Genomic DNA, 24,385 nt, shown 5'->3' on the forward strand with positions numbered 1-24,385 from the left:
CAGCAGTATTGGTCGACCCCTGCGGGAGGGACACAGTGGAGTCTGGCGCAGCGACGCGGGCCACGAAGACGCGCGCGAAAGGCGGACAGTCCCTGAGTAACAAGGGCAAATCGCGGGGCGGCACTACGACGGTGGACACGGCCGCGTTGAATCGTCTGCTCGCGGCGCTCGTCTCCATGCGTGAGGGAAACTTCCGCAAACGGCTGACGGTGTCCGGCGACGGCGTGATGTCCGAGATCGCGGCGGTCTTCAACGAGGTGGCCGACCGCAACCTGCACCTCACGGGTGAGCTGGCGCGGGTGCGGCGCGTGGTCGGACGTGAGGGAAAACTCACCGAGCGGCTGGAGACCGGGGCCTGCGACGGTGCCTGGGCGACCGCGATCGACAACTCGAACGCGCTGGTCGACGATCTCGTGCGGCCCGTCTCCGAGGTCAGCCGGGTGCTGTCGGCGGTGGCGGACGGTGATCTGTCGCCGCGCATGGAGCTGCGGACGCAGGTGGAGGAAGGGGCCGGGCAGCCGCTGCGCGGTGAGTTCCTCAAGGTCGGGCGGACCGTGAACAACCTGGTCGACCAGTTGTCGACCTTCACGGACGAGGTCACGCGGGTGGCCAGCGAGGTCGGTACCGAGGGCAAGCTGGGCGGACAGGCCCGGGTGCGCGGTATGTCCGGTTCGTGGAAGGACCTCACGGACTCCGTCAACACCATGGCGTACCGGCTCACCGCTCAGGTGCGGGACATCGCGCTGGTGACGACGGCGGTGGCCAAGGGCGACCTGTCGCGCAAGGTCACGGTGCACGTGGCCGGCGAGATGCTGGAGCTGAAGAACACCGTCAACACGATGGTGGACCAGCTCTCGGCGTTCTCCTCCGAGGTGACGCGGGTGGCCCGTGAGGTGGGTACCGAGGGTGCCCTGGGCGGGCAGGCCCAGGTGCCGGGCGTGGCCGGGGTGTGGAAGGAGCTGACCGACTCCGTCAACACCATGGCCGGGAACCTGACGGCCCAGGTGCGGGAGATCTCGCACGTGACGACGGCGGTGGCCAACGGCGACCTGTCGAAGAAGGTGACGGTGCCGGCCCGGGGCGAGGTCGCGCAGCTCGCCGAGACGATCAACCAGATGACCGAGACGCTGCGGATCTTCGCGGACGAGGTCACGCGCGTGGCCAACGAGACCGGTGGCGAGGGCCAGCTGGGCGGCCAGGCGAACGTGCCGGGTGCGGCCGGGATCTGGAAGGACCTGACGGACTCCGTCAACACCGTCTTCCGGAACCTGACCACTCAGGTGCGTGACATCGCCGCGGTGACGACGGCGGTGGCCAGTGGTGACCTGTCGCAGAAGGTCACCGTGGACGTCGCCGGCGAGATGCTGGAGCTGAAGAACACCGTCAACACGATGGTGGACCAGCTCTCCAGCTTCGGTGCCGAGGTGACCCGGGTGGCCCGCGAGGTCGGGGTCGAGGGGGAGCTGGGCGGTCAGGCGCAGGTGCCGGGCGCGGCGGGGACGTGGAAGGACCTGACGGACTCCGTCAACACCGCGTTCCGCAACCTCACCGGCCAGGTGCGCAACATCGCCCAGGTGACGACGGCGGTGGCCAACGGCGACCTGTCGCAGAAGGTCACCGTGGACGTCTCCGGCGAGATGCTCCAGTTGAAGAACACCGTCAACACCATGGTCGACCAGCTCTCCAGCTTCGCCGACCAGGTGACCCGGATGGCCCGGGACGTGGGCACGGAGGGCCGTCTCGGCGGTCAGGCCCGGGTCGACGGCGTGTCGGGGACCTGGAAGGAGCTGACGGACTCCGTCAACTCGATGGCGGGGAACCTGACCTCCCAGGTGCGCAACATCGCCCAGGTGACGACGGCGGTGGCGCGCGGTGACCTGTCCCAGAAGATCACCGTGGACGCGCGCGGGGAGATCCTGGAGCTGAAGAACACCATCAACACGATGGTCGACCAGTTGTCGTCCTTCGCGGAGCAGGTCACGCGTGTGGCCCGCGAGGTCGGCACGGAGGGCCGCCTCGGCGGTCAGGCCCAGGTGCCCGGGGTCGCCGGCGTCTGGCGCGACCTGACCGACTCGGTGAACGGCATGGCCGGCAACCTCACCGCGCAGGTGCGCAACATCGCGCAGGTCGCCACGGCGGTGGCGCGCGGTGACCTGTCCCAGAAGATCACCGTGGACGCGCGCGGGGAGATCCTGGAGCTGAAGAACACGCTGAACACGATGGTGGACCAGCTGTCGTCGTTCGCCCAGGAGGTCACGCGCGTCGCGCGCGAGGTGGGCACCGAGGGCATCCTCGGCGGCCAGGCGGAGGTGCAGGGTGTCTCCGGCACCTGGAAGGACCTCACGCAGTCGGTTAACGGCATGGCCAACAACCTGACCATGCAGGTCCGCAACATCGCCGAGGTCACCACGGCCGTGGCCAAGGGCGACCTGTCGAAGAAGATCACCGTCGACGCCAAGGGCGAGATCCTCGAACTCGTCACCACCGTCAACACGATGGTCGACCAGTTGTCGTCCTTCGCGGAGCAGGTCACGCGCGTGGCCCGTGAGGTCGGCACGGAGGGCATTCTCGGCGGCCAGGCGCACGTGCCCGGTGTCGTGGGCATCTGGAAGGACCTCAGCGACAACGTCAACCTGATGGCGAAGAACCTCACCGTCCAGGTGCGGAACATCTCCCAGGTGGCCGCCGCCGTCGCCAACGGCGACCTGACGCGGACGGTGACGATCGAGGCGCGCGGTGAGGTCCACCAGCTGGCCGAGACGTTCAACACCATGGTGAAGACGCTGAGTTCGTTCGCCGAGCAGGTCACCAAGGTGGCCCGTGAGGTGGGCACGGACGGCATCCTCGGCGGGCAGGCGCACGTGCCGGGCGTGTCGGGTACGTGGAAGGACCTCACCGAGTCGGTGAACCAGATGGCGTCCAACCTGACCGGTCAGGTGCGCAACATCGCCATGGTCACCACCGCCATCGCCAAGGGCGACCTGACCAAGAAGATCGACATCGACGCGCGCGGCGAGATCCTGGAGCTGAAGACGACCATCAACACGATGGTCGACCAGCTGTCGTCCTTCGCCGAGGAGGTCACCCGCGTGGCCCGCGAGGTGGGCACGGAGGGGCAGCTGGGCGGTCAGGCGCGCGTGCGGGACGTCGACGGCACCTGGCGGGACCTGACGGAGTCGGTGAACGAGATGGCCGGGAACCTGACCCGGCAGGTGCGCGCCATCGCGAGGGTGGCGACCGCGGTGACGCGCGGCGACCTGAACCTGAAGATCGACGTGGACGCCTCCGGCGAGATCTCCGAGCTTCAGGACTACATCAACAAGATGATCGCCAACCTCCGCGACACCACGATCGCCAACAAGGAGCAGGACTGGCTCAAGGGCAACCTGGCCCGCATCTCGGGACTGATGCAGGGCCGCCGGGACCTCCAGGACGTCGCCTCGCTGATCATGAGCGAGCTGACCCCGGTGGTCTCCGCGCAGCACGGGGCCTTCTTCCTCGCGATGCCCCTGGTCGTCGACGGCCAGGATCAGGCGGGCGCCCAGGAGGACCAGTACGAACTGCGCATGCTGGGGTCGTACGGCTACTCGATGGGGTCGATGCCCACGTCCTTCCGGCCGGGGGAGGCGCTGGTCGGCACGGCCGCCGAGGAGAAGCGCACGATCCTCGTGGAGAACGCGCCGAGCGGCTATCTGAAGATCTCCTCCGGGCTCGGGGAGGCCCCGCCCGCCCAGGTGATCGTCCTGCCGGTGCTGTTCGAGGGGCAGGTGCTCGGCGTGATCGAGCTGGCGTCCTTCACGCCGTTCACGCAGATCCAGAAGGACTTCCTCAACCAGATCGCCGAGATGATCGCGACCAGCGTCAACACCATCTCCGTCAACACCAAGACGGAGGTGCTGCTGAGCCAGTCGCAGGAGCTGACCGAGCAACTGCGGGAGCGGTCCGAGGAGCTGGAGCAGCGGCAGAAGGCGCTGCAGTCGTCCAACGCCGAACTGGAGGAGAAGGCCGAGCTGCTGGCGCAGCAGAACCGCGACATCGAGGTGAAGAACACCGAGATCGAGGAGGCGCGGCAGGTCCTGGAGGAGCGCGCCGAGCAACTGGCGGTCTCGATGCGCTACAAGAGCGAGTTCCTCGCCAACATGTCGCACGAACTGCGTACGCCGCTCAACTCGCTGCTGATCCTGGCCAAGCTGCTCGCCGACAACGCCGACGCGAACCTGTCGCCCAAGCAGGTCGAGTTCGCCGAGACCATCCACGGGGCCGGTTCCGACCTGCTCCAGCTCATCAACGACATCCTCGACCTGTCGAAGGTCGAGGCGGGCAAGATGGACGTCTCCCCGACGCGCATCGCGCTCGTCCAGCTGGTCGACTACGTGGAGGCCACCTTCCGGCCGCTGACCGCGGAGAAGGGCCTGGACCTGTCGGTGCGGGTGTCGCCCGAGCTGCCCGCCACGCTGCACACCGACGAGCAGCGGCTGCTCCAGGTGCTGCGCAACCTGCTGTCCAACGCGGTGAAGTTCACCGACTCGGGGGCGGTCGAGCTGGTCATCAGGCCGGCCCGGGACGACGTTCCGCAGGGCATCCGGGAGCAGTTGCTGGAGGCGGGTTCGATGACCGACCCGGACGCCGAGCTGATCGCGTTCTCCGTGAGCGACACCGGGATCGGGATCGCGGCCAGCAAGATGCGGGTGATCTTCGAGGCGTTCAAGCAGGCCGACGGCACCACCAGCCGCAAGTACGGCGGCACGGGCCTCGGGCTGTCCATCTCGCGGGAGATCGCGCAGTTGCTGGGCGGTGAGATCCACGCGCAGAGCGAGACGGGCCGTGGCTCGACGTTCACGCTCTACCTGCCGCTGCGCCCGAGCGAGCTGCCGTCGCACGGCTACCCGCAGCCCCTGCCGCCCGCCGGGGGAGGCGAGCTGCCGGCGGGCTCCGGGGCGACGGACGAGCGGCCGGAGACGGAGGCCGAGACGCCGGCCGAGGTGCGGTCGTACCAGGACTCGCAGAACGGTGCCGCGGCCCTGTTCCGGCGTCGTCGCCGCTCGGCGGAGACCGAGGAGCTGCCCGCGGTGCGGGAGCGGCAGCCGAGCCCCGAGCAGGAGACGACGCACTCCAGCCGCGGGATCCGGTTCGGCGGGCAGAAGGTGCTGATCGTCGACGACGACATCCGTAACGTGTTCGCGCTGACCAGCGTCCTGGAGCAGCACGGGCTGTCAGTGCTGTACGCGGAGAACGGGCGCGAGGGCATCGAGGTGCTGGAGCAGCACGAGGACGTGGCGGTGGTCCTGATGGACATCATGATGCCCGAGATGGACGGGTACGCGACGACCACGGCGATCCGTCGGATGCCGCAGTTCGCCGGGCTGCCGATCATCGCGTTGACCGCCAAGGCGATGAAGGGAGACCGGGAGAAGGCGATCGAGTCGGGCGCCTCCGACTACGTGACGAAGCCGGTCGACCCCGATCACCTGTTGACGGTGATGCAGCAGTGGATGCGCGAGGAGTAGTACGTTCGGGCACCGTGTCGTTGGTACGGAGGGGCACCTTCCGTGCGCCGCGTCCGGACAGTGTGCGAACGTGGGGTGTGCGTGAACGGCGGGAACCTCCGGGACCCGCGCGGAGTCGCTGACTCAGCGTGCCCGGAGCCGTGTAGAGGTGCGGGATTCGGGGAACCTTCTGGTCTCCCGCTGCGTTTCTGCTATGTGCACAGTGACATCACGGTGACAGGGTGTGGCGACAGGCGGGGTGCGGCTACGATGACCGGCACAAGGACGGGCGACGCAAGGGAGTCGTCCCCCGGGGTGGCACCCGCCGGTGCCGCGCCAAGTCCTGCGGACAGGGGAGGCCCCACGCCGGGGCGAGGAGGGCGGGCCATGGTGCAGAAGGCCAAGATCCTCCTGGTCGATGACCGGCCGGAGAATCTGCTGGCGCTGGAGGCGATCCTCTCGGCGCTCGATCAGACGCTGGTGCGGGCATCGTCCGGGGAGGAAGCGCTCAAAGCACTGCTCACGGACGACTTCGCGGTCATTCTGCTGGACGTCCAGATGCCGGGCATGGACGGTTTCGAGACCGCCGCGCACATCAAGCGACGGGAGCGGACCCGGGACATCCCGATCATCTTCCTCACCGCGATCAACCACGGTCCGCACCACACCTTCCGCGGTTACGCGGCGGGCGCGGTGGACTACATCTCCAAGCCGTTCGACCCGTGGGTGCTGCGCGCGAAGGTCTCGGTCTTCGTCGAGCTGTACATGAAGAACTGCCAGCTGCGTGAGCAGGCGGCCCTGCTGCGGCTCCAGTTGGAGGGCGGCGACAAGGCCGCGGCCGGCGAGGCCAAGGAGCCTGCGGGGCTGCTCGCCGAGCTGTCGGCCCGGCTGGCGGCCGTGGAGGAGCAGGCGGAGGCGCTCTCCAAGCAGTTGGGCGACGAGTCCACGGACGCGGCGGCGGTGGCCACCGCGGCGCACCTGGAACGCAAGCTCACCGGACTGCGGAGGGCCCTGGACGCCCTGGAGCCCGGCACGTCCGGCGGTCAGCCCGCCGTCAACTGAGGCCCGCCGTGGGTCCGCCGCCGGGCGGCTCGCGAGCCCCGTGGTCCGGTCTGTGAGGACTTGTCAGGAGCTGCACCGGAGGCGTCAGTTCCGCAACTCGCTCCGGACGACACGAACGGGTGAAGCGGTAGGCGCACGTGTCGACCGCCGCCTCCCCCGGTAACCTCACACCTATGGCCTCACGTCCCTCCGCAGCCAAGAAGCAGCCCGCGAAGAAGGCGGCCGCTCCCGCGAAGGGGCCGGTCAAGAAGGCCGCTGCCAAGAAGGCACCTCCGAAGAAGGCGCCCGCCAAGAAGGCCGTCGCGAAGAAGCCCGCGCCCAAACCGGCCCCGAGCCCCACCAGCGGTGTCTACCGCTTGGCGCGCGCGCTCTGGCTCGGCCTGGCGCATGGGGTCGGCGCCGTCTTCCGCGGCATAGGGCAGGGCGCCAAGAACCTCGACCCCGCCCACCGCAAGGACGGTTCCGCGCTGCTGCTGCTCGCCGTCGCCCTGATCGTCGCCGCGGGCACCTGGGCCGACCTCAAGGGCCCCGTCGGCGACCTCGTCGAGATCCTGGTGACCGGCGCCTTCGGCCGGCTGGACCTGCTCGTGCCGATCCTGCTCGGCGCCATCGCCGTGCGTCTGATCCGGCACCCCGAGAAGCCCGAGGCCAACGGGCGGATCGTGATCGGCCTGTCCGCGCTCGTCGTCGGCGTGCTCGGCCAGGTGCACATCGCGTGCGGCTCACCGGCCCGCGGCGAGGGCATGCAGGCCATAAGGGACGCCGGCGGGCTCATCGGCTGGGGCGCGGCCACCCCGCTGTCGTACACGATGACCGACGTCCTGGCCGTGCCGCTGCTCGCGCTGCTCACCGTCTTCGGGCTGCTGGTCGTCACCGCCACACCGGTGAACGCCATTCCGCAGCGGCTGCGCCAGCTCGGCGTGCGGCTCGGCGTGGTCGACGACCCCGACGCGGACGCGTTCACCGACGACGACGAGCGCTACGACGACCAGTGGCGCGAGGCGCTGCCCGAGCGGACCCGCAGGCGCGGGGGAGCGCCCGCCGAGCCGTACGACCCGGACGCGGCCGAGCAGGAGGTGCTGAGCAGGCGCCGCGGCAGGCCCCGCCGGTCCGCCGTGCCGCAGCCCGAGATGAACCGGCCGATGGACGCCGTGGACGTCGCCGCGGCCGCCGCCGCCGCGCTCGACGGCGCCGTCATGCACGGAATGCCGCCGTCGCCGCTGGTCGCCGACCTCACCCAGGGCGTCAGCCCCGGGGACCGCGAGTCGACGACGCCGACTCCGACGCCCGTGCCGGCCGCGCGCCCACAGCCGGGCAAGCTCAAGAAGGACCCCGCCAAGTCCGCCGAGCCCGCGACGCCGGGCGCCGTCCCCGACCTCACCAAGACGCCGTTGCCGCAGGAGCGTGACCTGCCGCCGCGCGCCGAGCAGCTCCAGCTCTCCGGCGACATCACCTACTCCCTGCCGGCCCTCGACCTCCTCACGCGCGGTGGCCCCGGCAAGGCGCGCAGCGCCGCCAACGACGCCATAGTGGACTCGCTGACCACCGTCTTCACCGAGTTCAAGGTCGACGCCCGGGTCACCGGCTTCACCCGCGGCCCGACGGTGACCCGCTACGAGGTCGAGCTGGGCCCCGCCGTCAAGGTCGAGCGGATCACCGCGCTGACCAAGAACATCGCGTACGCCGTCGCCAGTCCCGACGTGCGGATCATCAGCCCGATCCCCGGCAAGTCCGCGGTCGGCATCGAGATCCCCAACACCGACCGGGAGATGGTCAACCTCGGCGACGTACTGCGCCTCGCCGAGTCCGCCGAGGACGACGACCCGATGCTGGTCGCCTTCGGCAAGGACGTCGAGGGCGGCTACGTCATGCACTCGCTGGCGAAGATGCCGCACATGCTCGTCGCGGGTGCCACCGGCTCCGGCAAGTCGTCCTGCATCAACTGCCTGATCACCTCGATCATGATGCGGGCGACGCCGGAGGACGTCCGCATGATCCTGGTCGACCCCAAGCGCGTCGAGCTGACCGCGTACGAGGGCATCCCGCACCTGATCACGCCGATCATCACCAACCCGAAGCGCGCCGCCGAGGCCCTCCAGTGGGTCGTGCGCGAGATGGACCTGCGCTACGACGACCTCGCCGCCTACGGCTACCGGCACATCGACGACTTCAACCGCGCGGTGCGCGAGGGCAAGGCCAAGCCGCCCGAGGGCAGCGAGCGCGAACTCCAGCCCTACCCGTACCTGCTGGTGATCGTGGACGAGCTGGCCGACCTGATGATGGTGGCGCCGCGCGACGTCGAGGACGCGATCGTGCGGATCACGCAGCTCGCGCGGGCGGCCGGCATCCACCTGGTGCTCGCCACCCAGCGGCCCTCCGTGGACGTCGTCACCGGCCTGATCAAGGCCAACGTGCCCTCCCGGCTCGCCTTCGCCACCTCCTCGCTCGCCGACTCGCGGGTCATCCTCGACCAGCCCGGCGCCGAGAAGCTGATCGGCAAGGGCGACGGCCTCTTCCTGCCCATGGGCGCGAACAAGCCGACCCGTATGCAGGGCGCGTTCGTGACCGAGGAGGAGGTCGCGGCCGTCGTCCAGCACTGCAAGGACCAGATGGCGCCCGTCTTCAGGGACGACGTCACCGTGGGGACCAAGCAGAAGAAGGAGATCGACGAGGACATCGGCGACGACCTCGACCTGCTGTGCCAGGCGGCCGAGCTGGTCGTCTCCACCCAGTTCGGGTCGACCTCCATGCTCCAGCGCAAGCTGCGCGTCGGCTTCGCCAAGGCGGGGCGGCTGATGGACCTGATGGAGTCGCGGAGCATCGTCGGACCGAGCGAAGGCTCAAAGGCTCGTGACGTTCTTGTGAAGCCTGATGAGCTGGACGGAGTGCTCGCCGTGATCCGGGGGGAGTCTGAAGGGTAGGAAATCGTGGGCCAAGGATTCCGCCGACGGAGGGCCGGGACGGCCGGGTGGCCGATCGTGACTCACCCGTTAGGGATCATTGAGCAACCGTTTCCCCATGACGTACGTCAACTTGAGGGAAGTGACAACAGGTAGTCCACCATCGGGATGCCGGGCCATTCGGATGGCGTAAAGGGTCGTACCGCCCGGTTGCCCGACCCGTTCGCAACCCCCCTAGACTGAAGTCCAGCACAGGCGGCTAAACGCTCGAAAGGCGCCCCCGTGTCCAACGGCAACTCCCCTGAAGACGAGCGTCCGATCGAAGACGTTTCCCCAGACGTTACTGAACACGTCTCCGAGGAAACCCGCCCCTCCGTCGGCCGTGCCCTCCAGCAGGCGCGGATCGCCGCCGGGTTGACCGTCGACGACATCACCACCGCCACCCGCGTCCGGATCGCCATCGTGCACGCCATCGAGGCGGACGACTTCGCGCCCTGCGGCGGCGACGTCTACGCGCGCGGTCACATCCGCACCCTGGCCAAGGCCGTCGGGCTCGACCCGGCCGAGCTGCTCGCGCAGTTCGACGACGCGCACGGCGGCCGCCCGGCGCCGACCCCCGCCGCCCCCCTCTTCGAGGCGGAACGTATCCGTCCGGAGCGCCGCGGACCCAACTGGACCGCCGCCATGGTCGCCGCGATCGTCGCGGTGATCGGCTTCGTCGGGTTCACGTTCGCCAAGGGCGGCGACGACGGCGGCAACGAGGCGAGCGTCGCCGAGGGCGCCCAGCCCTCGACCGGCGGCTCCGCCTCGGCAGGCGCCAAACCTAAGAAGCCGGCCGATCCCAAGCCGGAACCCTCCGACAGCGCCATCGCCGCCGCGCCCCGCGACAAGGTGACCGTCAAGGTCAGCGCCGTCGAGGGACGCAGCTGGATCTCCGCGAAGGACCACAACGGCCGGCTGCTCTTCGACGGGCTCCTCGAACAGGGCGACTCGAAGACCTTCCAGGACAACGAGAAGGTCAACCTCGTCCTCGGCGACGCCGGCGTCATCCAGCTGTACGTCAACGGCAAGAAGATCGAGGACGACTTCCGGCCGGGCTCCGTGGAGCGCCTGACCTACACGAAGGGCGACCCGCAGGTCGGATAGGGGACCCGGGGAACGAGTCGGTACGGGGTTGGCCGGGATCGGCCAACCCCGTCGACATGGGCTGTCGGCGGGACGAAGTAGTCTTGAGCCCATGCCTGAAAGCCGTACCGTCGCACTCGTCACCCTTGGCTGCGCCCGTAACGAGGTGGACTCGGAGGAGCTCGCAGGCCGTCTGGAGGCGGACGGCTGGAAGCTCGTCGAGGACGCCGAGGAAGCGGACGTCGCCGTCGTGAACACCTGCGGCTTCGTCGAGGCCGCCAAGAAGGACTCCGTGGACGCCCTCCTGGAGGCCAACGACCTCAAGGGGCGCGGAAGAACGCAGGCCGTCGTGGCGGTGGGCTGCATGGCCGAGCGGTACGGCAAGGACCTCGCCGAAGCCCTCCCCGAGGCCGACGGCGTGCTGGGCTTCGACGACTACGCCGACATCTCCGACCGGCTCCAGACCATCCTCGGCGGCGGCATCCACGCCGCGCACACCCCGCGCGACCGGCGCAAGCTGCTCCCGATCAGCCCCGCCGAGCGTCAGGAGGCCGGTGCCGCCGTCGCCCTGCCGGGACACGGCCCGACCGATCTCCCCGAGGGCGTCGCCCCCGCCTCCGGACCCCGCGCACCCCTGCGCCGCCGCCTGGACGGCTCCCCGGTCGCCTCGGTGAAGCTCGCCTCCGGCTGCGACCGGCGCTGCTCCTTCTGCGCCATCCCGTCCTTCCGCGGCTCCTTCATCTCCCGCCGCCCGAGCGACGTGCTGAACGAGACGCGGTGGCTGGCCGAGCAGGGCGTCAAGGAGATCATGCTGGTCTCCGAGAACAACACCTCCTACGGCAAGGACCTCGGTGACATCCGCCTGCTGGAGTCCCTGCTGCCCAACCTCGCCGACGTCGACGGCATCGAGCGGGTGCGCGTCAGCTACCTCCAGCCGGCCGAGATGCGCCCCGGCCTCATCGACGTGCTGACCTCCACTCCGAAGGTCGTGCCCTACTTCGACCTCTCCTTCCAGCACTCCGCGCCGAACGTGCTGCGCGCGATGCGCCGCTTCGGCGACACCGACCGCTTCCTGGAACTGCTGGACACCATCCGGAGCAAGGCCCCCGAGGCGGGCGTGCGCTCCAACTTCATCGTGGGCTTCCCCGGCGAGTCCGCCTCCGACCTCGCCGAGCTGGAGCGCTTCCTGAACCACGCGCGGCTCGACGCCATCGGCGTCTTCGGCTACTCCGACGAGGAGGGCACCGAGGCGGCCACCTACGAGCACAAGCTGGACGAGGACGTCGTCGCCGAGCGGTTGGCACGTGTATCCCGCCTGGCCGAGGAACTCGTCTCGCAGCGGGCCGAGGAGCGCGTCGGCGCGACGGTGCGGGTACTCGTCGAGTCCGTGGAGTCGGCCGACGACGGAGACGGTGTCCGTGGCCGCGCGGAGCACCAGGCGCCCGAGACGGACGGCCAGGTGCTGCTCACGAGCGGCGAAGGCCTGAGTGTCGGTCGTATGGTCGACGCGAAGGTGGTCGGTACGGAGGGTGTCGACCTGGTGGCCGAACCGCTGCCGGGCTCGTCCGAATGTAGTGAGGAGGCCGGCAGATGACCGGAGCCCCGGCGTCCGCGGCGGGTGGCCCCTCCGGCGCGCGCAGGACCGGCCCGCGCGCCCCCTCCGGAGCCACGCAGGAACCGGCCGGGCGGACGACCCCGGGAGCCACCCCGGAGCGGGGAGCGACCGAAGGCAGTGCCGCGCTGCGGGGCGGCAAGGTCGTGGCCGCGGCCGTCAACCAGGCGAGTGTCTGGAACGTCGCCAACCTCCTGACGATGCTCCGGCTGCTGCTGGTCCCGGCCTTCGTCGCCCTGATGCTCGGCAACGGCGGGTACGACCCGGCCTGGCGCTCCTTCGCCTGGGCCGCCTTCGCCATCGCCATGATCACCGACCTCTTCGACGGCCATCTGGCACGGGCCTACAACCTCGTCACCGACTTCGGGAAGATCGCCGACCCCATCGCCGACAAGGCGATCATGGGGGCGGCGCTCATCTGCCTGTCCGTGCTCGGCGATCTGCCGTGGTGGGTCACGGCCGTGATCCTCGGCCGGGAACTCGGGATCACCGTGCTGCGTTTCGTGGTCATCCGGTACGGCGTCATCCCGGCCAGCCGCGGCGGCAAGCTCAAGACGCTCACCCAGGGCATCGCCGTGGGGATGTACGTCCTGGCGCTGACGGGGCCCCTGGCCACCCTGAGGTTCTGGGTGATGGCCGCGGCGGTCGTCCTGACCGTCGTGACCGGGCTGGACTATGTGAAGCAGGCCATTGTGCTGCGCCGCCGGGGAATCGCCGAGCGCCGGGCGGCGTTGAAGGGGTCGGAAGCTTGAGTTCCACTGCTGCGGACGTGGTGCGACTACTCACCGTGAGGGGAGAGACCCTCGCGGTCGCCGAGTCCCTGACCGGCGGAATGGTGGCGTCCGAGGTCACGTCGGTGCCCGGGGCGTCCAAGGCCTTCCGGGGATCCGTCACCGCCTACGCGACGGAGCTGAAGCGGGAGATCCTCGGCGTCGACGCCTCACTGCTCGCGTCCCGCGGAGCGGTGGACGCGCAGGTCGCGGCCCAGATGGCGGCGGGAGCCCGGAAAATTCTCGGCGCCGACTGGGGCATCGCCACGACCGGCGTCGCCGGTCCGGACGCGCAGGACGGGCAGGCCGTGGGGACGGTTTTCGTGGCCGTCGACGGGCCTTCGGGAGCCGATGACGGTTCCGCCTGTGGCGGAAAAGTGGAGGCGCTGCGGTTGAACGGCGACCGTGCGGAAATTCGTATGGAGAGTGTACGGAGCGTACTCGCACTCCTTCTGAGGGAGCTTGCGGGCGAACAGACCGGGAATGAGCGGGCACAGGATACGGAACGGAACGGGGGGTTTTGATGTTTGCAGCCCTGAGTGAACACGACATCGCTCCCCGCACGGCCGCGGCGCGAGGCGGTACGGTGGGGCGTGAAGGATGCGGTTACACGGTCCGAGGAGGGAGCCACCGATGATTCTGCTCCGTCGCCTGCTGGGTGACGTGCTGCGTCGGCAGCGCCAACGCCAGGGCCGTACTCTGCGCGAAGTCTCCTCGTCCGCCCGAGTCTCACTCGGCTATCTCTCCGAGGTGGAGCGGGGGCAGAAGGAGGCTTCTTCCGAGCTGCTCTCCGCCATCTGCGACGCGCTGGACGTACGGATGTCCGAGCTCATGCGGGAAGTGAGTGACGAACTCGCCCTCGCCGAGCTGGCCCAGTCCGCTGCGGCGACGCCCAGCGAGACCGTGCCGGCACCGGTGCGCCCGATGCTGGGTTCCGTCTCGGTGACCGGCGTGCCACCGGAACGGGTGACCATCAAGGCACCCGCCGAGGCAGTGGACGTCGTCGCCGCCTGAGCACCCGCGGAACATGTGCGTGTGAGACCCCGGCCGGGGCCTCTCCGGGAGACCGGAGGGGTGCGGCCGGGGTCTTCGCGTGCCCGGGGTGGCCGGCCGCAGGTTGCCGGTCCGTGGTGGTGCGGTCATCGTGGAGGGAGATGGCCGGGGGGCGAACCGCCGGAGGTGTGGATGTACGTCGTGAAGAGTCCGTTGTCCGACGCGGACCTGAAGACCGTCTCCGAGGCGCTGCAGGGCGCCCTCGTCGACCTCGTGGACCTGGCCCTGGTGGCGAAGCAGATCCACTGGAACGTGGTCGGCCCCCGGTTCCGCTCCGTACATCTCCAGCTCGACGAACTCGTCGGCACCGCGCGCACCCACTCGGACACCGTGGCCGAGCGGGCCTCCGCGCTCGGTGTGTCCCCGGACGGGCGGGCCGCGACGGTGGCCGTGGGCAGCGGCATCGACGTGACCCCTGAGGGCTGGGTCGACGACACCACCGCCGTGCAGACCATGGTGGACGCGCTCGGCGCGGTGATCGGGCGGATGCGCGAGCGGATCACGTCGACCGGCGACCCGGATCCCGTGAGCCAGGACATCTTCATCCAGATCACGGCCGATCTCGAGAAACAGCACTGGATGTTCCAGGCCGAAAACGGATGACGCGCGATGGCGCCGGCGCGGGCTGCCCGCCGGGCGGCCGCGCTGGGCCTCGGCGGGCTGTGGTGGTGGGCCGTGCTGCGGCTGGCGCTGGAGCCCGGTGCGGGGGTGCTCGAAGGGGCGGTCGCGGTCGGCGGCTGGGGGCTTAGCGTGCTGCCGGTGCACTGCGCACCGCGACGCCGGGCCGCGGGGGCGCTGGAGGAGGGGCGGTGGCGGCGGGCGCTGCGTACCGCGGTGCGTGGTCCTGGGACGTCCGGGCCGGGCGAGGGGGCGGGGCCGGGCAGGGCGTCCGGGTCGGGCGGGGCGTGAGCAGGTCATGAGCGGGTCACCCCGAACCGACGGAAGGACACGGAGTCGATGAGTGTCACCAGCCTGGACAAGGATCTCGACAACCTGACCCTCACCCTGATCGCCGACTTCGCCGCCCCCGCCGCGCGGGTGTGGCAGCTGTGGGCCGACCCCCGCCAGCTGGAGCGCTGGTGGGGCCCGCCGACGTACCCGGCGACGGTCGAGGAGCACGACCTGACCCCGGGCGGGGACGTCACGTACTTCATGACCGGCCCGGAGGGCGACAAGTACCGCGGCTGGTGGCGGGTGGCCACGGTCGACGCGCCCGCTTCGCTGGAGTTCACCGACGGGTTCGCCGACGCGGACGGGGTGCCCAACGCCGCCATGCCGACGACCACGAACCGGGTCACGCTCACCGAGCGCGACGGCGGCACGCGCATGGAGATGCGTGCGGTCTTCGACACCCGGGAGCAGATGGACCAGCTCATGACCATGGGGATGGAGGAGGGGCTGCGGGAGGCGGTCGGCCAGATGGACGGTCTCCTCGCCGGCTGAGCCGCCGCGGCGCGGGTCCGCTCTGGCAGGCCGGACACCAGTACGTGGGGCGTTCGCTCGAGCTGTCGCCCTGGTCGGCCACCCGGACCGGCGTGCCGCAGCGCAGGCAGGGGCGCGACGCGCGGCCGTACACGAAGAGGTCGTGGCCGCGCAGACCCGTCGTACGGCGCACCGGCCGGTCGCGATTGGCCTCCAGGAGCTTCTGCGCCAGCGCGGGCAGGTACCCGGCCCGGTCGGGGGGCAGCTCGCCGACCGGGAGCCAGGGCGTGACGCCCAGCAGGAAGCAGATCTCGCTCTTGTAGACATTGCCCACGCCCGCGAGATTGCGCTGGTCGAGCAGGGCCTCGCCGAGGGGGCGGGCAGGGTCCGCGCTCAGGTTGGCCATCGCCAGATCGGGGTCCCAGTCGGGGCCCAGCAGGTCCGGGCCGAGATGGCCGACGGCGCGCTGGTCGTCGGCGGTGCGCAGGATGTCCAGCACCGGCAGGCGGTAGCCGACGGCCGTGCGGTCGGCGGTGCCGAGGATGACGCGGATCTGGTGCGCCGGGCCGCCGCTCCAGCGCCGACCGGGCGCGAAGATCTTCCAGGCACCGTCCATCCGCAGGTGCGAGTGGACCGTCAGGCCGCCCTCGACGTGGGTGAGCAGGTGCTTGCCGCGCGCGGTGACATCGAGGACCGCACGGCCGGTGAGGTCGACCAGCGCGTACCGGGGCACGCGGAAGTCGCTGCGGGTCAGCACCTTGCCCGCGAGGGCGTCGTGCAGCCGTCGCGCCGCCTGCCAGACCGTGTCACCTTCGGGCATGGGACAAGGGTGGCAGGCTCACGCTCTGATCCGCAGACCGCGCGGGGTGGCGATGAACCCCGCCTCCTCCAGGAGCGGGCCGAAGGGCGAGGTCAGGGCCGCCTCCCCGTTGACCCGCTCCACCGTGACCGTGCCCAGGGAGCCGGCGCGGGCGGCGCCGGCCAGCGCCTCCGCGGCCGCGTGCAGACGCGCGTCGTCGGTGGGCGGGGCGTCCGGCTCGGAGGGCCAGAGCAGGAGCGTCTTGCCGCCGCGCTCCATGTACAGCGCCGGTTCGCCCTCGACGAGTACCACCAGGGAGCCCGCCTTGCGGCCGGGCTTGTGCGTGGCGCCGGCCGGTGGCTCGGGCCAGGTGAGGGCGGCACCGTACGCGTTCGCCGGATCGGCGGCGGCCAGGACGACGGCCCGCGGTCCGGGGGCGGGGCGATCGCGACGGCCGGGGAAGCGGTCGTACGAGGTGCTGTCGTACGGGCCCGTTCCGTACGGGACGGTGCCGTTCGGGCCGGTGCCGTACTGGCCGCGCGGGCCGCCGGAGCCGCCCTGCGCGCCGCCCCCGCGCGGGCCTCCGGCGCCCGGTTCGGCGTAGTCGCGGGGCGAGATGTAGTCGCCTCGGGAGGGTGAGCGGCCCAGCCGGTCGGGGTCCGCGAAGACGTCGTCGTCGGGGCTGAGGGCGTCGGGCTCGCCCCGACCGTCGGAGGCGCGGTTGCCGGAGGGGGCGAAGTCGGGGATTTCGGGGAAGTCGGCGAAGGGTGGGACGTCGGCGGGAGCGGCCGCCGTCGGCCCGGGTGAGCCGTCGCCGCGCTCGCGGGCGTTCGCCACCGCGCGCAGCCGGTCCACGGCGCCCTCCATGGCGAACTGCGCCGCGCCGAGCCCCTCCACGACGTAGCCGCGCCGGGCTTGGCCGCTCTCCTCGAAGGCGGCCAGAATCCGGTACACCGCCGAGAAGCCGCCTTCGACGCCCTCCGCCGCGACGGCGCCTCGGGTCACCACGCCGTGCCGGTCGAGGAGCGTGCGGGCCAGGGCGTGGGCACGCACGGTGCCGTCCGCCTCGCGGGCGGGCAGCAGGGACCAGCGGCCGGCGACGGTCGGCGGACCGGTGCGGGAGGCCGGGCGGGCGGCGGCGGTCAGCGAGCCGTACCGGCCCCGGGGCACCGCTCGCTTGGCGCGGTGGGCGGTGGAGCCCGCGGTGCGACCGGAGCCGAGCAGCGAGCGCAGGGGGGCGAGGGTGTCGTTCGTCAGCCGTCCGGACCACGCGAGGTCCCACAGGGCGTCGGCGAGCTGCGGATCGGTGACGTCCGGATGGGTGGTCGCGCGGACCTGGTCGCCGATCTGGCGGAAGAACAGGCCGTACCCGCCCGAGAGGGCGCTCAGCACGGACTCGTGCAGGGCGGTCGTCTCCAGCGGATGCGCGGGCGGCAGCAGCAGTGGCGCGGCGTCCGCGAGGTACAGCGAGACCCAGCCGTCCTTGCCGGGGAGCGAACCCGCGCCGGCCCACACCACCTCACCGGCGGCCGTCAGCTCGTCCAGCATCGCGGGGTTGTAGTTCGCCACGCGGGAGGGCAGGACCAGTTTCTCCAGGGCGGACGCGGGCACGGAGGCGCCCTGCAACTGCTCGACCGCGCGCACCAGGCCGTCGATGCCGCGCAGCGCGTGCCCCTTGCCGATGTGCTGCCACTGGGGCAGGAACTGCCCGAGCGCGGCCGGCGGCACCGGCTCCAGCTCGTGCCGGAGCGCGGCCAGGGAACGACGGCGCAGCCTGCGCAGCACGGTCGCGTCGCACCACTCCTGGCCGATGCCGGCCGGATGGAACTCGCCCTGCACGACCCGGCCCGCCCCGGCGAGCCGCTGCAGCGCGCCCTCGGTGACCGCCACGCCCAGTCCGAAGCGGGCCGCCGCGGTGACCGACGTGAAGGGGCCGTGGGTACGCGCGTGCCGCGCGAGGAGGTCGCCCAGGGGGTCCTTGACCGGCTCGGTGAAGGCCTCGGGCACCCCGACGGGCAGCGCCGTGCCCAGCGCGTCGCGCAGCCGTCCCGCGTCCTCGATCGCCGCCCAGTGGTCGGCGCCCGCGATCCGCACACTGATCGCGCGGCGGGCCCCGGCCAGCTCCGGCGCCCACTGCGGCTCGGCGCCCCGCTCGGCCAGCTCGGCGTCGGTGAGCGGCCCGAGCAGCCGCAGCAGGTCCGCGACGCCCTCCGCGTCCTTGACGCGCCGGTCCTCGGTCAGCCACTGCAGCTCGCGCTCCAGCTCGGTGAGCACCTCCGCGTCGAGCAGCTCCCGCAGCTCCGCCTGGCCGAGCAGCTCGGCCAGCAGCCGCGAGTCCAGCGAGAGCGCCGCGGCCCTGCGCTCGGCGAGCGGTGAGTCGCCCTCGTACAGGAACTGGGCGACGTAACCGAAGAGCAGGGACCGGGCGAACGGGGACGCCTCCGGGGTGGTGACCTCGACCAGGCGCACCTTGCGGGCTTCCAGGTCGCCCATCAGCTCGACCAGGCCGGGTACGTCGAAGACGTCCTGGAGGCACTCGCGGACCGCTTCCAGGACGATCGGGAACGAGCCGTACTCGCTCGCCACCTCCAGCAGTTGCGCGGCGCGCTGGCGCTGCTGCCACAGCGGGGTCCGCCTGCCGGGGCTGCGGCGCGGCAGCAGCAGCGCGCGGGCGGCGCACTCGCGGAAGCGGGAGGCGAACAGCGCCGAGCCGCCCACCTGGTCGGTGACGACCCGGTCGACCTCGCCCTTGTCGAAGACGACGTCGGCCGCGCCCACGGGTGCCTGCTCCGCGTCGTACTCCAGGCCCGGCTTCGAAGGCTCCTGGTCGAGGAGGTCCAGGCTCATCAGGTCGGCGTCCGGCAGGCGCAGGACGATGCCGTCGTCGGCGTGCATCACCTGGGCGTCCATGCCGTACCGCTCGGTCAGGCGGGCACCGAGGGCGAGGGCCCAGGGGGCGTGCACCTGGGCGCCGAAGGGGGAGTGCACCACGACCCGCCAGTCGCCCAGCTCGTCGCGGAAACGCTCCACGACGATGGTGCGGTCGTCGGGAACGTGACCGCAGGCCTCGCGCTGTTCGTCGAGGTAGGCGAGGACGTTGTCCGCGGCCCAGGCGTCCAGGCCGGCGGTGACCAGGCGCAGCCGCGCGTCCTCCTTGGAGAGGGAGCCGACCTCGCGCAGGAAGGCACCCAGCGCGCGTCCCAGCTCCAGCGGGCGGCCCAGCTGGTCGCCCTTCCAGAACGGCAGCCTGCCCGGGACGCCCGGGGCGGGTGAGACCAGGACCCGGTCGCGCGTGATGTCCTCGATCCGCCAGGAGCTGGTGCCGAGGGTGAAGACGTCGCCCACGCGGGACTCGTAGACCATCTCCTCGTCCAGCTCGCCGACCCGGCCGCCGCCCTTCTTGGGGTCGGCGCCCGCCAGGAAGACCCCGAAGAGCCCGCGGTCGGGGATCGTGCCCCCGGACGTGACGGCGAGGCGCTGCGCGCCCGGGCGGCCGGTGACCGTGCCGGCGACCCGGTCCCACACCACGCGCGGGCGCAGCTCGGCGAAGGCGTCGGAGGGATAGCGGCCCGCGAGCATGTCCAGGACGGCGGTGAAGGCCGACTCCGGGAGCGAGGCGAACGGGGCGGCCCGGCGGACGGTGGCGAGGAGGTCGTCGACCTGCCAGGTGTCGAGCGCGGTCATCGCGACGAGCTGCTGGGCGAGGACGTCCAGTGGGTTGGCCGGGATCCTGAGGGCCTCGATCTCGCCGCTGCGCATCCGCTCGGTCACCACGGCCGACTGCACGAGGTCGCCGCGGTACTTGGGAAAGACCACGCCGGTGGAGACCGCGCCGACCTGGTGTCCCGCGCGGCCGACGCGCTGGAGTCCGGAGGCGACGGAGGGCGGCGACTCGACCTGGACGACGAGGTCGACCGCGCCCATGTCGATGCCCAGCTCCAGACTGGAGGTGGCGACCACCGCGGGCAGCCGGCCCGCCTTGAGGTCCTCCTCGACGAGAGCGCGCTGCTCCTTGGAGACCGAGCCGTGGTGCGCGCGGGCGATGACGGCCGGGGCGCCCTGGGCTGCTCCCGAGCCGCCCATCAGGTCGGCGGGGGAGTGGTGCTCGTCCAGGGGCTCGCCGGTCGCCCGCTCGTACGCGATCTCGTTGAGCCTGTTGCACAGGCGCTCGGCGAGGCGCCGGGAGTTCGCGAACACGATCGTGGAGCGGTGCGACTGGACCAGGTCGGTGATCCGCTCCTCGACGTGCGGCCAGATCGACGGCCGCTCGGCGCCCTCGTCCTTGTCCGCGACCGGGGAGCCGCCCAGCTCGCCCAGGTCCTCGACCGGGACGACGACGGACAGGTCGAACTCCTTGCCCGAGTCCGGCTGGACGATCTCCACCCGGCCGCGCGGGGCGAGGAACCGGGCGACCTCGTCCACGGGGCGGACCGTCGCCGACAGGCCGATGCGACGGGCCGGTTTCGGGAGCAGCTCGTCCAGCCGCTCCAGGGTGAGCGCCAGATGCGCGCCGCGCTTGGTCCCCGCGACCGCGTGCACCTCGTCCAGGATCACCGTCTCGATGCCGGTCAGCGCCTCGCGCGTGGCCGACGTCAGCATCAGGAACAGGGACTCCGGGGTGGTGATCAGGATGTCGGGCGGCCGGGTGGACAGGGCGCGGCGCTCAGCGGCCGGGGTGTCGCCCGAGCGGATGCCGACCTTGATCTCGGGCTCGGGCAGCCCGAGGCGGACCGACTCCTGGCGGATGCCGGTCAGCGGACTGCGGAGATTGCGCTCGACGTCGACGGCCAGCGCCTTGAGCGGGGAGACGTACAGGACGCGACAGCGCTTCTTGGGGTCGGCGGGCGGGGGCGTCGAGGCGAGCTGGTCCAGGGCGGCGAGGAACGCGGCCAGCGTCTTGCCGGAGCCGGTGGGGGCGACCACCAGGACGTCCGAGCCCGCGGAGATCGCCTGCCACGCCCCCGCCTGTGCGGCGGTGGGCGCGGAGAAGGCACCCGTGAACCAACCGCGGGTCGCGGGGGAGAAGCCGTCCAGGGCTCGGTGCGCGGAGCTGACCATGGATCCATCGTGCACCCCGCCACTGACAATCGGCCCGAGCCGGGCGGAGGGCCGTGTGGACGGGCCGGGACGGCGGGGCGGAGTGGTCGCCGGGACGGCGGGGCAGGTGGCGGCGGCCGTCGGTGGAGGCCGCGGCCCGGTGACGGAGAATGGGGGCATGGCGGGAAAGGGCGAGCGGGCACGGCACTGGCAGTACGAGGAACTCCCCGACGTCGACCTGCTGCGGGCCCAGTACATACGGAAGACCTTCGTACGCCACACGCACGAGCACTTCGTCATCGCGGCCATAGCCGACGGCGTGGAGGTCTTCCACCACGGCGGAGGCGACCAGTACGCCGGGGCGGGGTCACTGGCCCTGGTCAACCCGGACACGCCGCACACGGGACGGGCCGGGGTGCCGGAGGGGTGGCGGTACGGCGCGGTCTACCCGGCGCCGGAGCTGGTGGCCGGGATCGCGGCGGAGACGACGACGCTGCGCGGGACACCCGGGTTCGTCCGGCCGGTCCTCGACGATCCGTACGCCGTCGAGCTGGTGCACCGCGTGCTGCGGGCCGCCGACGAGGGGAACGCGCTCGCCGCCGACACCCTGCTCAGGGCGGCCGTGACGCGGCTGCTGCGGCTGAACGGCGGGCCGCTGCCCCGCCGGGAGGTGCCGACGGCCGGGGGCGGGGTCGCGGCACGCGCGCGTGCCGTGCTGGAGGAGCGGATGGCCGAACCGCCGAGCCTGGAGCGGCTCGCCGGGGAGCTCGGCACCAGCCCGTTCGCACTGCTGCGGGCCTTCCGGGACGCCTATGGCATGCCGCCCCACACCTGGCTGACGGACGCCCGGGTGCGCCGCGCGCGGCGGCTGCTCGACACCGGTACGTCACCGGCCGAGGCCGCCGTCGCCGTGGGGTTCACCGACCAGCCGCACCTGAACCGGCACTTCGCGCGGATCGTGGGCGTGCCGCCCGGCGCCTACCAGCGGGAGCGCAAGAACGTACAAGACGCGCGGCGCCGTCTGCTCCTACCGTCCGAGGCGTGACAGAACAGACAGCCCTTCCCGAGACCGGAGCCGTCGAGGGCAAGCCCGACGCCGCCGTCGTACGGGACGCCCTCGGAGTCGGCGTCGCCGTCGGACTCTCCGGGTTCGCCTTCGGGGTGACCTCGGCCGGCAGCGGACTGACCCTGGCCCAGACCTGCGCGCTCAGCCTTCTCGTGTTCACCGGAGCGTCCCAGTTCGCGCTCGTCGGGGCGCTCGCGGCCGGCGGCAACCCGCTCACGGCGGCGGCGGGCGCCTTCTTCCTGGGCGTGCGCAACGCCTTCTACGGGCTGCGTCTCTCCCAGTTGCTGGCCCTCCCGCGCGCGGTGCGGCCGTTCGCGGCGCAATGGGTCATCGACGAGACGACCGCCGTGGCCCTGGCCCAGCCCACGCGGCGCGGCGTACGGATCGGGTTCACGGTCACCGGACTCACCCTCTACCTGCTGTGGAACCTCACCACGCTGCTCGGCGCGCTGGGCGCGGAGGCCATCGGGGACACCGCCGCCTGGGGGCTCGACGCGGCCGGACCCGCGGTCTTCCTGGCGTTGCTCGCGCCGATGCTGAAGAGCACCACCGAGCGCACCGTCGCGGGCCTGGCCGTACTCCTGGGCCTCGGCCTGCTGCCGGTGCTGCCGGCCGGTGTGCCCGTCCTGGTGGCCGCGCTGGCCGCGCCGCTCGTCCTGTGGGCCCGCGGACGCCGCGCGGGAGGAGCCGTCGAGAACCGCGACGACCGCGAGGCGTCCGCGGGGGAGGGAGAGCGGTGAACGTCTGGATCGCGATCATCGGGACCGCGGTGGGCTGCTACGTCGTCAAGCTCGCCGGACTGCTCGTGCCCGCCGGAGCCCTGGAGCGGCCGCTGGTCCGCAAACTCGCCGCCCTGCTGCCCGTCGCCCTGCTCGCGGCGCTCACCGCCCAGCAGACCTTCGCCGACGGCCAGACGCTCGTCCTGGACGCACGGGCCGCGGGAGTCGCCGCGGCCGCCGTGGCACTGGTGCTGCGTGCGCCGTTCCTCCTCGTGGTCGCGGCCGCCGTGGTGGTCACCGCGGGCGTACGGGCCCTGGGCGGCTGACCGGAGTCAGCCGAGGGCACGGCCGTACGCCCGGAGCGTGCGCAAGGCCTCCAGCGTCACCGCGGGGCGCGCCTCCAGCGCCGGGGCGGGCGCCCGGCGGGGCCGGCGGAGAGGCCAGCCGCCGTCGTCCTCCTGCTCCGCCGCGAGGAAGTCGAGGGAGCGGGTCATCTCGGCGTCCGTGAACCACGCGCGTGCGAGGGAGTGCGGGTGCCTCGCGTAGTCGTGCGGGAAGTGGTGCTCGCGCGGGGCGCGGCCGGGGGAGACCGGGTGCGCGCCGAGATCGTCCGGGTCCAGCACGGCGAGCCGCTGATCGCGTACCAGGCGGCCCAGCCGGCCGGCCGCCGCCTCCGCGCGCGGGCGGTCGGGGACGGTGTCCAGGAAGGTCACGGCGGCCTCGACCTCGTACGGGTGCGGGGTCTGGAGCGACTCGGCCGCCCGCCAGCAGAAGTCCGTGGCGCGGAACAGCCAGGCGTGCCAGACCTCGTTGCGGTGCAGCAGGCCGACCACCGGACCGGTGGCGAGCAGCTCGCCCGGAGGGCGGTCCACGACCGGCCCGGAGGGCGCGGCCGGATACCCGTGCCCTTCGGGCGGGGCCGCGGGCAGGGCGCCGTCCGGCGTGGACGCGGAGGTCAGATAGCGGCACATCCGCTCCACGCGCTGTCCGCCGCAGCGTCCGAGCGCGTCCAGGACGCGCAGCGCACGCGCGGTGTGCGGCGGGCGGCTGACGGGGCCGCGCAGGTCGGGCTCCAGCCCGTGGCCGTACCCGCCGTCCTCGTTGCGGTAGGCGTCCAGCGCGGTCTCCACCGGACCGGCGTCGCCACCCCGGAAGTGGTACGCGAAGAGGCGCTGCTCCAGTACGCGCGCCGTGAGCCAGACGAACTGCTCCGCGCGGGCGAGCGACGAGCGCGACGCGGGCGCCTGCACGGGCGAGCGCGGGGTCGGGGTGAGTGCGGAAGCTCCGGATTCGGCCATGGCACAGACCGTAGGCCGGAAAGCGGTCCCCGTACC

General features: G+C 72.0%; 17 protein-coding genes. 14 read left to right on the plus strand and 3 right to left on the minus strand.

Annotated elements, in window-relative coordinates; all coding sequences use genetic code 11:
- The first annotated feature begins 35 nt into the window (after positions 1 to 35).
- The 11 genes from OIE75_RS27290 to OIE75_RS27340 all read left to right on the plus strand — a co-directional run bounded on the left by OIE75_RS27290 (position 36) and on the right by OIE75_RS27340 (position 15,451).
- Positions 36 to 5,507, plus strand: coding sequence for a HAMP domain-containing protein (locus OIE75_RS27290; RefSeq protein WP_307015418.1), 5,472 nt, complete (start codon positions 36 to 38; stop codon positions 5,505 to 5,507).
- Between the two features lie 366 nt (positions 5,508 to 5,873).
- Positions 5,874 to 6,548, plus strand: coding sequence for a response regulator (locus OIE75_RS27295; protein ID WP_114529589.1), 675 nt, complete (start codon positions 5,874 to 5,876; stop codon positions 6,546 to 6,548).
- A 173-nt stretch (positions 6,549 to 6,721) separates the two neighbouring features.
- Entirely contained in the window at positions 6,722 to 9,469 is a 2,748-nt protein-coding gene (locus tag OIE75_RS27300) for a DNA translocase FtsK (protein WP_329472365.1), read from the plus strand.
- Between the two features lie 261 nt (positions 9,470 to 9,730).
- Positions 9,731 to 10,594: a helix-turn-helix domain-containing protein gene (locus tag OIE75_RS27305; RefSeq protein WP_307015420.1), complete on the plus strand. Its 864-nt coding sequence runs from the start codon at positions 9,731 to 9,733 to the stop codon at positions 10,592 to 10,594.
- A 91-nt stretch (positions 10,595 to 10,685) separates the two neighbouring features.
- Positions 10,686 to 12,167, plus strand: coding sequence for a 30S ribosomal protein S12 methylthiotransferase RimO (gene rimO / locus OIE75_RS27310; protein ID WP_329472366.1), 1,482 nt, complete (start codon positions 10,686 to 10,688; stop codon positions 12,165 to 12,167).
- Positions 12,164 to 12,937, plus strand: a complete 774-nt coding sequence (pgsA, locus tag OIE75_RS27315) for a CDP-diacylglycerol--glycerol-3-phosphate 3-phosphatidyltransferase (RefSeq protein ID WP_307015422.1) — start codon at positions 12,164 to 12,166, stop codon at positions 12,935 to 12,937. Before rimO ends, pgsA begins: the two co-directional genes overlap by 4 nt.
- Positions 12,934 to 13,479 (plus strand): CinA family protein, encoded by a 546-nt coding sequence (locus OIE75_RS27320; protein WP_307015423.1) that lies wholly within the window; start codon positions 12,934 to 12,936, stop codon positions 13,477 to 13,479. Before pgsA ends, OIE75_RS27320 begins: the two co-directional genes overlap by 4 nt.
- Positions 13,480 to 13,588: 109 nt before the next feature.
- Positions 13,589 to 13,969, plus strand: a complete 381-nt coding sequence (locus tag OIE75_RS27325) for a helix-turn-helix domain-containing protein (RefSeq protein WP_007387871.1) — start codon at positions 13,589 to 13,591, stop codon at positions 13,967 to 13,969.
- 171 nt (positions 13,970 to 14,140) lie between these two features.
- Positions 14,141 to 14,611 (plus strand): Dps family protein, encoded by a 471-nt coding sequence (locus OIE75_RS27330; protein WP_307015424.1) that lies wholly within the window; start codon positions 14,141 to 14,143, stop codon positions 14,609 to 14,611.
- Positions 14,612 to 14,617: 6 nt separating this feature from the next.
- A complete protein-coding gene (locus OIE75_RS27335) occupies positions 14,618 to 14,917 on the plus strand; it encodes a hypothetical protein (RefSeq protein WP_307015425.1) in 300 nt (99 codons plus the stop codon).
- A 48-nt stretch (positions 14,918 to 14,965) separates the two neighbouring features.
- On the plus strand, positions 14,966 to 15,451 hold the full coding sequence (locus OIE75_RS27340) for an SRPBCC family protein (protein ID WP_307015426.1): 486 nt from the start codon (positions 14,966 to 14,968) through the stop codon (positions 15,449 to 15,451).
- Here OIE75_RS27340 and OIE75_RS27345 read toward each other — a convergent pair.
- A complete protein-coding gene (locus OIE75_RS27345; protein WP_329472368.1) occupies positions 15,381 to 16,250 on the minus strand; it encodes an Fpg/Nei family DNA glycosylase in 870 nt (289 codons plus the stop codon). The two genes, OIE75_RS27340 and OIE75_RS27345, sit on opposite strands and share 71 nt — an antisense overlap.
- A gap of 18 nt (positions 16,251 to 16,268) precedes the next feature.
- Positions 16,269 to 21,287 (minus strand): ATP-dependent helicase, encoded by a 5,019-nt coding sequence (locus tag OIE75_RS27350; protein ID WP_329472369.1) that lies wholly within the window; start codon positions 21,285 to 21,287, stop codon positions 16,269 to 16,271.
- Between the two features lie 157 nt (positions 21,288 to 21,444).
- Here OIE75_RS27350 and OIE75_RS27355 point away from each other — a divergent pair, with 157 nt between their 5' ends.
- Genes OIE75_RS27355 through OIE75_RS27365 form a run of 3 tightly spaced genes read left to right on the plus strand, consistent with a single transcriptional unit; the run spans position 21,445 to position 23,377 of the window.
- On the plus strand, positions 21,445 to 22,311 hold the full coding sequence (locus tag OIE75_RS27355; protein ID WP_329472370.1) for an AraC family transcriptional regulator: 867 nt from the start codon (positions 21,445 to 21,447) through the stop codon (positions 22,309 to 22,311).
- On the plus strand, positions 22,308 to 23,072 hold the full coding sequence (locus OIE75_RS27360) for an AzlC family ABC transporter permease (RefSeq protein ID WP_329472372.1): 765 nt from the start codon (positions 22,308 to 22,310) through the stop codon (positions 23,070 to 23,072). The genes OIE75_RS27355 and OIE75_RS27360 overlap by 4 nt, the downstream gene beginning before the upstream one ends.
- The gene (locus tag OIE75_RS27365; RefSeq protein WP_161331283.1) at positions 23,069 to 23,377 is read left to right on the plus strand and encodes an AzlD domain-containing protein; all 309 of its coding nucleotides are present in this window, start codon (positions 23,069 to 23,071) and stop codon (positions 23,375 to 23,377) included. Before OIE75_RS27360 ends, OIE75_RS27365 begins: the two co-directional genes overlap by 4 nt.
- A gap of 6 nt (positions 23,378 to 23,383) precedes the next feature.
- Here OIE75_RS27365 and OIE75_RS27370 read toward each other — a convergent pair whose 3' ends face one another.
- Entirely contained in the window at positions 23,384 to 24,349 is a 966-nt protein-coding gene (locus OIE75_RS27370) for a hypothetical protein (RefSeq protein WP_329472374.1), read from the minus strand.
- Positions 24,350 to 24,385: the final 36 nt, after the last annotated feature.

Source organism: Streptomyces sp. NBC_01723, assembly GCF_036246005.1.
GTDB lineage: Bacteria > Actinomycetota > Actinomycetes > Streptomycetales > Streptomycetaceae > Streptomyces.